Annotated in this window: 12 protein-coding genes and 1 pseudogene; 12 read left to right on the top strand and 1 reads right to left on the bottom strand. The window is 30.5% G+C overall.

Annotated elements, in window-relative coordinates; genetic code table 11:
- Window positions 1-484 precede the first annotated feature (484 nt).
- From AC2D8I_RS15540 to AC2D8I_RS15505, 8 genes are all read left to right on the top strand, one after another.
- The gene (locus AC2D8I_RS15540) at window positions 485-1,072 is read left to right on the top strand and encodes a hypothetical protein (protein ID WP_484706982.1); all 588 of its coding nucleotides are present in this window, start codon (window positions 485-487) and stop codon (window positions 1,070-1,072) included.
- Window positions 1,073-1,328: 256 nt separating this feature from the next.
- Entirely contained in the window at window positions 1,329-1,610 is a 282-nt protein-coding gene (locus AC2D8I_RS15535; protein ID WP_484706981.1) for a hypothetical protein, read from the top strand.
- 150 nt (window positions 1,611-1,760) lie between these two features.
- On the top strand, window positions 1,761-2,270 hold the full coding sequence (locus AC2D8I_RS15530; protein ID WP_484706980.1) for a hypothetical protein: 510 nt from the start codon (window positions 1,761-1,763) through the stop codon (window positions 2,268-2,270).
- Window positions 2,271-2,485: 215 nt separating this feature from the next.
- Complete coding sequence (locus AC2D8I_RS15525) at window positions 2,486-2,767, top strand: hypothetical protein (RefSeq protein WP_484706979.1); 282 nt, start codon at window positions 2,486-2,488, stop codon at window positions 2,765-2,767.
- A gap of 51 nt (window positions 2,768-2,818) precedes the next feature.
- Window positions 2,819-3,553, top strand: a complete 735-nt coding sequence (locus AC2D8I_RS15520) for a hypothetical protein (protein WP_484706978.1) — start codon at window positions 2,819-2,821, stop codon at window positions 3,551-3,553.
- 632 nt (window positions 3,554-4,185) lie between these two features.
- The gene (locus AC2D8I_RS15515; protein ID WP_484706977.1) at window positions 4,186-4,767 is read left to right on the top strand and encodes a hypothetical protein; all 582 of its coding nucleotides are present in this window, start codon (window positions 4,186-4,188) and stop codon (window positions 4,765-4,767) included.
- Between the two features lie 125 nt (window positions 4,768-4,892).
- Window positions 4,893-5,960: a Fic family protein gene (locus AC2D8I_RS15510; RefSeq protein ID WP_484706976.1), complete on the top strand. Its 1,068-nt coding sequence runs from the start codon at window positions 4,893-4,895 to the stop codon at window positions 5,958-5,960.
- 110 nt (window positions 5,961-6,070) lie between these two features.
- A complete protein-coding gene (locus AC2D8I_RS15505; RefSeq protein ID WP_484706975.1) occupies window positions 6,071-6,493 on the top strand; it encodes a VOC family protein in 423 nt (140 codons plus the stop codon).
- Between the two features lie 51 nt (window positions 6,494-6,544).
- Here AC2D8I_RS15505 and AC2D8I_RS15500 read toward each other — a convergent pair.
- Window positions 6,545-6,823 (bottom strand): annotated as a pseudogene (locus AC2D8I_RS15500) (transposase); the annotation flags it as partial.
- Here AC2D8I_RS15500 and AC2D8I_RS15495 point away from each other — a divergent pair.
- The 4 genes from AC2D8I_RS15495 to AC2D8I_RS15480 all read left to right on the top strand — a co-directional run bounded on the left by AC2D8I_RS15495 (window position 6,809) and on the right by AC2D8I_RS15480 (window position 9,638).
- Window positions 6,809-6,985: a hypothetical protein gene (locus AC2D8I_RS15495; RefSeq protein ID WP_484706974.1), complete on the top strand. Its 177-nt coding sequence runs from the start codon at window positions 6,809-6,811 to the stop codon at window positions 6,983-6,985. The pseudogene AC2D8I_RS15500 and the gene AC2D8I_RS15495 overlap by 15 nt on opposite strands.
- A 44-nt stretch (window positions 6,986-7,029) precedes the next feature.
- On the top strand, window positions 7,030-7,824 hold the full coding sequence (locus AC2D8I_RS15490) for a DUF4349 domain-containing protein (protein ID WP_484706973.1): 795 nt from the start codon (window positions 7,030-7,032) through the stop codon (window positions 7,822-7,824).
- Between the two features lie 883 nt (window positions 7,825-8,707).
- Complete coding sequence (locus AC2D8I_RS15485; RefSeq protein ID WP_484706971.1) at window positions 8,708-9,178, top strand: hypothetical protein; 471 nt, start codon at window positions 8,708-8,710, stop codon at window positions 9,176-9,178.
- Window positions 9,179-9,362: 184 nt separating this feature from the next.
- A complete protein-coding gene (locus AC2D8I_RS15480) occupies window positions 9,363-9,638 on the top strand; it encodes a DUF3781 domain-containing protein (RefSeq protein WP_484706970.1) in 276 nt (91 codons plus the stop codon).
- Window positions 9,639-9,855: the final 217 nt, after the last annotated feature.

Here is a 9,855-nt window from a genome sequence, read left to right as displayed (position 1 = left end):
CTCAATTGAAAATGAGAAAATAATTTTTCTTGGTACTCTTTTTTACCTTGCATAACTAAAGTTAAGAAATAACTAAGCCGCTTTTAAATTCCTTTACTATCTTTATCAACAAACTTGTGCAACAGGCACACCGTATATAATTTATTGCTATTTTAGTGCTAAACCAAAGACCGTTGCAATTTTGTTACGTCTGATTTTCCTTCGGAAAATCCTCGCACACAAAACCGCAACTAATCTTATACAAACACGTTAGCAATAATTAACAAGAAACATCGTGACTAAAGAAAAACACCTTTACCGAATTTTATTTCTTTCTTCAATATTTCTATTGTTGATTAACGACTTTTACCTGAAATATGAATATCACAATTATCTGACTGGAAAATTGTCTGATTTTGCTGGACTCTTTGCTTTTCCATATTTTTTCAGTTGTTTATTCCCTAAAAGAATTAAGCCGATTTATATTTTAAGCGGAATTTTATTCGTGCTTTGGAAATCGGAATTTTCGCAACCTATTTTTGACTTTGCTCATTCTTACGGAATCGGAATTGACCGAACTGTCGATTATACAGACTTAATTTCCTTACTCATATTACCAATTTCATACAAATACTGGAAATCAGTCTTTAAGCAACTTCTTAAACCGAATATCATTTTTAAACCAATAATTATCGGAATGAGTTGTTTCTCATTCATAGCAACTACTTTACCGCATCATTACGAAAAGTTATCAATGAAATCTGACTTCTCAACCAATGTTAATTCAGAATATCAATCTGTAAGAAAAAAACTTAATTTGTATAAAGAAGGTCTCTTTGAAAGTGACAGTTATTGGATTGAACTTCCAAAAAGAAGTGCCCACATTACAACTTCAATAAAAGTGGATTCTATCAATGAAAAAGTCACGAAAATTGCTTTAGATAGCATATTAAGTTTTACTGTTCAGGGAAATGGATTTATTTTTAGTAGCGGAATAGACAATGATGATGTCGAATATATTAGAGGATTAAGTAAAAATGAAATCGAGGAACTTTTTTCAGTACAAATAAAAAAAGAATTTGAAAATAAATAACTATTGCTAACACCGGTAATCGTTGCACAAGCCTCTAAAAACATTCAAAAGCTCCTTTTACAGGGGCTTTTACTTTGTTAAAACCTATACTATTTAAATTTTAGGATGCCTATTATATTAGTTCTAACAGCTTTATTTGGGGCCTAAACAACCGTTTTACAAGACAAAACAAATACCCCATGGCTTTGGCATCCATTTTCACATTTTTTACAGTGAATTTTAAATATTTCTTCAAGTTGTAGGCAATTGCAGATAGATGCATGACTTTTCAACAAAGCCTTTTCCTGAAAAAACACCTAACTTTGACTACGATCCTAAATATAGGGTCCTTAAAGTAACTAAAAGTGGAGCTGTAAGATGGAAGTCTTATTATTGGGTATATGTATCGACTGCTTTAAAAGGAAAACATATCGCTATTGAAAACATAGGAAGCGGCATTTGGAAAGTATTTTATAGAAATGTATTTTTGGGTTTCTTTGATGAAAAGCAGCTTAGAAACAAACAACAATCTACAAGGTTAGAAACTAATTTAGTGTAAACCCTAATCTTTAACTTGTGTAAACTATGTCCCTTAACGAACATTTTACGAGCAACATACGAAAGACTAAAAATGGAATTTTATAAAAGGATTATTGAAATAGTTGATGCGAACCTGATTTATTGTCTGATTCCAATAGTTCTTATATTAATGGTTGTCGAACTAATTTTTAAAAACCGATTTGAAACGAAAAAAGCTCTGAATTTAATTTGTTGGACAATTATTATTTATACAATAATCACTTGGACTTTCTATCTAATTGGAATGGCAACAACTGAAAATCCGGATGAATATGCTTTTATTAACAGAGCAACTGGACCTTATGCTTGGGCATATTGGATAATGTTTTTAGGTGCTTTAATTTTACCTCTGACTTTATTTATAAGAAAATTAGCATCAAAGTTTTGGTATGTTTTATTAGTTGCATTCGGAATGAAAAGCGGAATGTATTTTGAGCGTTTTATAATTATACTTATTAGTTTTCATCGAGATTACGGTACTGAATATTGGAATACTGGACTAATGGAATCTGCTTCGTACGGAATTGGAATATTCTTTTTGCAAGGTTTAGTAATTGTAATGTTGACATTGGGAATATTTGAAATAATAAAAAGAAAAAAAACTGGGTACAACAAGGGTAATCGTTGCACAAGCCTCTAAAAACATTCAAAAGCTCCTTTTACAAGGGCTTTTACTTTGTTAAAACCTATACTATTTAAGTTTTAGGATGCCTATTATATTAGTTCTAACAGCTTTATTTGGGGCCTAAACCAGCGTTTTACAAGATAAAACAAATCCATGGCTTTGGCATCTACTTTTACATTTTTTACAATGAATTTTAAATATTTCTTCAAGTTGTAGGCAATTGCAGACAGATGCATGACTTTTTAACAAAGCCTTTTCCTGAAAAAACACCTAACTTTGACTACGATCCTAAATATAGGGTCCTTAAAGTAACTAAAAGTGGAGCTATAAGATGGAAGTCTTATTATTGGGTATATGTATCGGCTGCTTTAAAAGGAAAACATATCGCTATTGAAAACACAGGAAGCGGCATTTGGAAAGTATTTTATAGAAATGTATTTTTGGGTTTCTTTGATGAAAAGCAGCTTAGAAACAAACAACAATCTACAAGGTTAGAAACTAATTTAGTGTAAACCCTAATCTTTAACTTGTGTAAACTATGTCCCTTAACGAACATTACAAAGATGATTGAAAACAGACAATTAAAAGAATTAGTATTACCTATATTAATCCTTTTTTTAAGCCTTCAAAATTTATTAGAATATCTTACATTAACTAATCTATTCGGACTGTTAATCACAATCATTGGGTTAATTGGTGTAGCTATGTTTTTCTTAAAAAAAGGGAATCCAAATCTTTTTTTTAGAATCTGGGTCTTTTCTCAATTCCCAGCAATATATACTGAGAATTATATCATAAATAATGGAGCCAAATATATTACTGAAGAAACTCAAATTTTTAATATAGAGCAATTTTTTAGTTTTAAGATTAGTTGGGAGTTAGGTCTCTTTAATAACACAATTGTTTACATCGGATTATATCTAATTCCCTTTTTATACTTAGGTCTTTATAAAATGACCGTTGCTTCTCATTTTATTAATAAAAAAATAGAATTTAATCCAATTAAAGATGATACACAATTTCAAAATGAGTTTCCTATCAATGGTACAATATTGAAACGAGTAGAATTCAACAAAGAAAATGACTGGCTATTGGTGGAATGTGATGAAGAAATTAGAATCGACGATATAAAGTATACAAACATTCTAATTAAACCAAAGGATGAAAAAACTTTTAAACGGAAAAAGGGAATAATATCCTATCTGCGAGTTTCAAAAGAAAATATTGAAACACCCAACATAATTAAACATAAAGAAGATTATCCATTTTACGAATGGGTATCTATTAAAGTAAAATAAAAAAACTAATGGTAACAACAGTAATCGTTGCACAAGCCTCTAAAAACATTCAAAAGCTCCTTTTACAGGGGCTTTTACTTTGTTAAAACCAATACTATTTAAATTTTAGGATGCCTATTATATTCGTTCTACCAGCTTTATTTGGGGCCTAACCCAGCGTTTTACAAGACAAAACAAATCCATGGCTTTGGCATCTATTTTCGCATTTTTTACAGTGAATTTTAAATATTTCTTCAAGTTGTAGGCAATTGCAGACAGATGCATGACTTTTTAACAAAGCCTTTTCCTGAAAAAAACACCTAACTTTGACTACGATCCTAAATATAGGGTCCTTAAAGTAACTAAAAGTGGCGCTGTAAGATGGAAGTCTTATTATTGGGTATATGTATCGGCTGCTTTAAAAGGAAAACATATCGCTATTGAAAACATAGGAAGCGGCATTTGGAAAGTATTTTATAGAAATGTATTTTTGGGTTTCTTTGATGAAAAGCAGCTTAGAAACAAACAACAATCTACAAGGTTAGAAACTAATTTAGTGTAAACCCTAATCTTTAACTTGTGTAAACTATGTCCCTTAACGAACATTATACTAAAATTATGAAAAAAATTCTTTAATATTTTTTTTGACTTTTATGTCATTACTTTCTTATTCCCAATCTGATAAGGAGAACGGAATTACAATGAATTCCGATAGTTCCGATAATTCCGAAATTAGAGATATTTTGCAATTTGAAGGAATAGAATATTTGAAATTGAGTTTTAGCGGAAAAGAATTGGCTGATAAAAGTTATCATTTAACTGTTAAAGAAATTTGGAATGGAGAAATAAAGACTGACAGTACAATAATGGATAGTAAAACTATTCAATCTGAACAATTTCAAAAGATAAATGATACTGTTTTTAATCTAAAAATTATTTCTAAACTTACAACAGATAATAAACTCAAAATGACTTTTAAATTCCCAAGATTTTTTACTTCTCGAAAATTTGATGCGATTAAGTCTGATGATTACAGTTTGCGAAATGTTGCTGAAGTAAGCGGGACTGAAATAAAGTACGGAGAAAAATTTTATTTACTTGCTTACATTTTACCTTATGAAAAAGATGGAGCAAAATATTGGTGCGCTGTAGAAAGTAGCGGAAAGGATATAGAAATTTGGGGAAAAGAATTCGGAATTGAACATTATCTCGTATTTGAAATGATATTTGAATAAAAAAAAACGTTTTACAACAAAGTTTTATCAATAGTCTTATCATTATAAAAAGTTATGTAAAGATATTTGAGTTTTCTTATCACAATAAACTACATTTGTAAGGAAAATTCAATTTTCTTATCATAATGAACAGTTGCAAAATAGAAAAGCTTCCATTAAATATAGATCTTGAATCTAAATTAGTACTAAAAAAACTAAATTCCGCTCATAGAGCTTTGGCTGAGTTGAAGGGTATAGTTTCAAGTATTCCAAATGAAAATATTCTTATAAATACACTTGGTTTACAGGAAGCAAAGGACAGTTCTGAAATTGAGAACATTATAACAACACATGATGATCTTTATAAAGCTGGGTTAAACCTTGACGGGTTAAAATCACTAGATGCAAAAGAAGTTCAAAATTATATTACAGCACTTAAAACCGGTTATTCATTAGTCTCTAAAAATAATATTATTAGAATTAACGATATTATAAAAATCCAATCTGAATTAGAAAACAACAATGTAGGATTTAGAAAAGTTCCTGGTACAGCTCTTAAAAATGCAATAACTGGAGAGGTTGTTTATACTCCTCCTCAGGAATACGATCAAATAATAGAACTAATGTCTAATCTAGAAAACTTTATCAACGATAATGAAATTTCAGATTTAGACACAATAGTCAAGATGGCTATTATTCATTTTCAATTTGAAAGTATTCATCCATTCTATGACGGAAATGGAAGAACTGGTAGAATAATTAATGTTTTGTATTTAGTTATGAACAACCTACTTGATTTACCAATATTGTATTTAAGTAGTTATATAATAAAACATAAACCAAAATACTATTCATTATTACAAGAAGTTAGAACTGATGGAAACTGGGAAGAATGGTTACTATATATGATTGATGCTGTTGAAAAAACAGCAAAGGAAACAATTTTATTAATTAAAGAAATTCAAAAGTTGATGATGGAATATAAACACTTATTAAGAGACAATTATAAATTTTACAGTCAAGATTTATTAAACAACTTGTTCCAACATCCATATACTAAAATAGAGTTTATAGAGAAGGAATTAAACGTTTCTAGAATTACAGCAGCTAATTATTTAAATAAATTGGCAGATGATGGTTTATTGATAAAACAAAAAATGGGTACTGGAAACTATTATATTAATCATAAACTATATTCTCTACTTACTAAGTGAAAAGTACTACAGTTACACTTATCTTTAGACTATAAAACACCTTATACCGTGTATAAATTTACAGCTTAAAAACAAATTTTAACGGTAGCCGTATTTCAGAAAATCGAGAAATGAAACAATCTATAGTACATATTGCATTAGTTGTAAAAGATTATGACGAAGCAATCGAATTTTATACTGAAAAACTGAATTTTGAATTGGTTGAAGACATATATCAACCTGAACAAGATAAAAGATGGGTTGTTGTTGCACCTCCTAATTCGAATGGAACAACAGTTCTACTTGCAAGAGCTTCAAAACCTGAACAAGAAGAATTTATCGGAAATCAAACTGGAGGAAGAGTCTTTTTATTTTTGAATTCTGACGATTTTTGGCGTGACTATAATGAGATGACATCGAAAGGGATTGAATTTGTTAGAGAACCCAAAAATGCGGATTATGGAACAGTAGCTGTGTTTAAGGATTTATATGGAAACTTATGGGATTTACTAGAATTGAACTCTGACCATCCTATTGCGAAAAGAATGAAATGAATAAAAACTACCTACAACAAAGCACTGAGGTAAAAACCAAATAAAACGCAATTAATTACACCTCAAAACATTGCTATATTCATCGTTATAAGGCACCCCATTTTTAACAATAGAAAACGCTTGTTTTAGTAACTTATTACACACTGCTATTAAAGCCAGCTTTTTACTTTTGCCTTTAGCCACTATTCTATCGAAAAGGGCTTTACATGCCCGGTTATATTTACAGGCATTAAAAGAGCACATAAATAATAAAATTCTAAGTTTTGGGTTCCCCATTTTACTAATTCGTGGGCGCCCTTTTACACGACTTCCACTTTGTCTTATTATTGGGTATATGTATCGGCTGCTTTAAAAGGAAAACATATCGCTATTGAAAACATAGGAAGCGGCATTTGGAAAGTATTTTATAGAAACGTATTTTTGGGTTTCTTTGATGAAAAGCAGCTTAGAAACAAACAACAATCTACAAGGTTAGAAACTAATTTAGTGTAAACCCTAATCTTTAACTTGTGTAAACTATGTCCCTTAACGAACATATGAAAAATACGACAATGAAACATTTGACCAAATATTTAGGATTGATAATCCTACTGACAATTTTCGGATGTGCTCAAAATCCTGACAGTGCGAGTATGGAAATGGCTGACGAAGAAATTGTCGCACCGACAACAGAACAAAAAAACAGTGATTCTGTCGACAGAAAGCTAATAAAAGAAGGTAGTGTAGAGTTTGAAACTGACAATTTAAACTCGACTCGGAAAACCATTTTTGAAGCGGTCAATAAATACAAAGGTTACGTTTCTTCTGACCAAGAATTCAAGTCACCAGGACGAAAAAGTAACACCGTAATCATTCGTGTTCCAGCAGACAATTTTGACAATTTGCTTAGTGACGCAACTCAAGGAGTTGAAAAGTTTGAGAGTAAGGAAATTAACGTAAAGGATGTAACGGAAGAATTTCTTGACGTTCAGGCGAGACTGAAGACTAAAAAGGAACTCGAACAACGTTTCATTGACCTTCTTAAAGAAGCGAAGAACGTTACGGAAGTATTAGAAATTGAAAAACAAATTGGACAACTTCGGTCGGACATTGAATCTATCGAAGGACGATTAAAATACCTACAAGACAGAGTTTCATTCTCGACCTTAACAATGACATTTTATGAGAGCATTCCGAACGAAACAGAATTCGGACAGAAATTCAAAAATGGTTTCAGAAACGGTTGGGACAATTTGGTTTGGTTTTTTGTTGCGCTGACTAATATTTGGCCATTTATCTTAATTGGACTTGGACTGATAATCGGACTAAGAATTTACAGAAGAAAAAAATAAAATACTGTGGCTAACAAAGGTAATCGTTGCACAAGCCTCTAAAAACATTCAAAAGCTCCTTTTACAAGGGCTTTTACTTTGTTAAAACCAATACTATTTAAGTTTTAGGATGGCCTATTATATTAGTTCTAATAGCTTTATTTGGGGCCTAAACAAGCGTTTTACAAGACAAAACAAATACCCCATGGTTTTGGCATCTATTTTCACATTTTTTACAATGAAATTTAAAATACCACTCCGATCTATTTTGGGGCTAAACTAGGTCATGCAGATGCTTAGTTAATGTTTACTTCATGGATACTCCCTATTAAAGCCCTATTAAAGCCCTATATAGTTGCGGTTAATTGCGGTTAGTTAACCTTTTTAGCTAAAACCCCATGTTACACACATTTCACTTCACTTCTACGCACTTCGTAAAAAGAGTGTGCCATTACAATACATAAGAAACTTTTAAGAGATTATTTTAAGTAAAATATATTTAATCTTATCCAAATCACCCCACCAAACATAATTTAAAGAACACAACAGAGACAATATTTTTCTAATCACTTTGGCCATAAAAAGGCTAGATTAAAGCATATTATAAATGTAATCCCCCTTTTAACTTGCGGTAGAAATGGGGTGTCAGAATGCATTCACTCCATTAAAAATGAGAAACCAATTTTTATTGCTAGTCTTTTTTGCCTTGCACAACTAAAGTTAACAAATAACTAAGCCGCTTTTAAATTCCTTTTCTATCTTTAGCAACAAACTTGTGCAACAGGCAGATCAAATAAGGCCAATGCTTAATTCTATTTCGTTACAAAAATCTACATTTGTATAAAGACTCGTGTAAGGCACTGTCTTTATTTTAACCGTTAGCAATAATTAAAACAGACAATAAATGAGAAAAACACTATCAACATTAATCACAGGGTTTACTATTATTCTTTTAACAGGATGCAGTGCACTAACAGGAGAAGAAGTAGCAAGGCTCCCAATCAATCAAGTCAGTACAGACGATAACAACATAATCATTAAAGAAACAGCATTAAACCTAAAGAAAGATGAAGAAATAGCCATATGGTCTGATATGGATATCGAATACGAAGGAGATGTTGCATTACGATTTAAAATGGAAATTCTTAAAAATGGAGAAAACTTTGGTGGTCTAGAAATTGATCCAACCAATAAAAACATCACGATTGGAGAAGTAAAGACATCCCTAATGGGGAAAACGGATTGGAGTTTCTCAGGGAAAAATTCTGAAATTAAAATAGAAGAAGATGGTGAATATACCTTTAAAGGAATATTAGTCGCTTCCGAAAACCCAACTTTAAAAATAAACAAAGCAGAGATTGTACTGAAGAAGTAAATATAACTAACTTAAGCAGAATATAAAAAAATAGCGTTTTTTGAGCCTAAACGAAAGATAAATAGTTAAAAAAATGGCCAATTATAAACCGAAAAGTTAGGGTGTGAAAAAACGACTTTTTCATATATACGACCGTTCAAAATAGTACCTCGAATTTTAATTATAGAAAACAAAAACACTTTATATGGAAAACTATAAGACAGTGATCTTAGATGAAATTTGCTTTACTGAACGCGTTTACGATAGGATCAATAAGAAGCTGAATACTAAACTTTCAAAAAATGAAATTGAGAAAATGATTTATGAGATCATTGAAAAAACAAATAAAAATAACTTTCAAAAAAAAGGAAAGAATATTTACATTAGAAACAATAATGAAAATGTTAGACTGACAATTAATTCATCTACCAAAAGACTAATTACAGCAGATATTTTAAATAAAAATCAATATAATAATTAAAAAATAGAATGTTTCAAGAACCAAAAAACGATATAGATAATCACCATTTCTTTGTAATGCAAGGGAAGATTTAGGAAAAGTTTGTAATGCTCTAAAAGCTAAAGATTATGTTTGGATATGCAACAAAATTTTAGACTTTAAGTTGAATGACTATGCTGCCTGATTGTTGTTATACATATTTAATTCAAATTCATTAATAGTTTTATACCCTAAATAG

This window comes from Lacinutrix sp. YIN62, assembly GCF_057219185.1.
This window is presented reverse-complemented; position numbering and strand designations above follow the sequence as displayed.

Bases quoted from the DNA above. Each gene is read 5' to 3' on its own strand.
- AC2D8I_RS15505 (WP_484706975.1), top strand. From the start codon at position 6,071: ATGAAACAATCTATAGTACATATTGCATTAGTTGTAAAAGATTATGAC.
- AC2D8I_RS15525 (WP_484706979.1), top strand. From the start codon at position 2,486: ATGCATGACTTTTTAACAAAGCCTTTTCCTGAAAAAACACCTAACTTT.
- AC2D8I_RS15485 (WP_484706971.1), top strand. From the start codon at position 8,708: ATGAGAAAAACACTATCAACATTAATCACAGGGTTTACTATTATTCTT.
- AC2D8I_RS15530 (WP_484706980.1), top strand. From the start codon at position 1,761: ATGGTTGTCGAACTAATTTTTAAAAACCGATTTGAAACGAAAAAAGCT.
- AC2D8I_RS15490 (WP_484706973.1), top strand. From the start codon at position 7,030: ATGAAAAATACGACAATGAAACATTTGACCAAATATTTAGGATTGATA.
- AC2D8I_RS15520 (WP_484706978.1), top strand. From the start codon at position 2,819: ATGATTGAAAACAGACAATTAAAAGAATTAGTATTACCTATATTAATC.
- AC2D8I_RS15480 (WP_484706970.1), top strand. From the start codon at position 9,363: ATGGAAAACTATAAGACAGTGATCTTAGATGAAATTTGCTTTACTGAA.
- AC2D8I_RS15515 (WP_484706977.1), top strand. From the start codon at position 4,186: ATGTCATTACTTTCTTATTCCCAATCTGATAAGGAGAACGGAATTACA.
- AC2D8I_RS15535 (WP_484706981.1), top strand. From the start codon at position 1,329: ATGCATGACTTTTCAACAAAGCCTTTTCCTGAAAAAACACCTAACTTT.
- AC2D8I_RS15510 (WP_484706976.1), top strand. From the start codon at position 4,893: ATGAACAGTTGCAAAATAGAAAAGCTTCCATTAAATATAGATCTTGAA.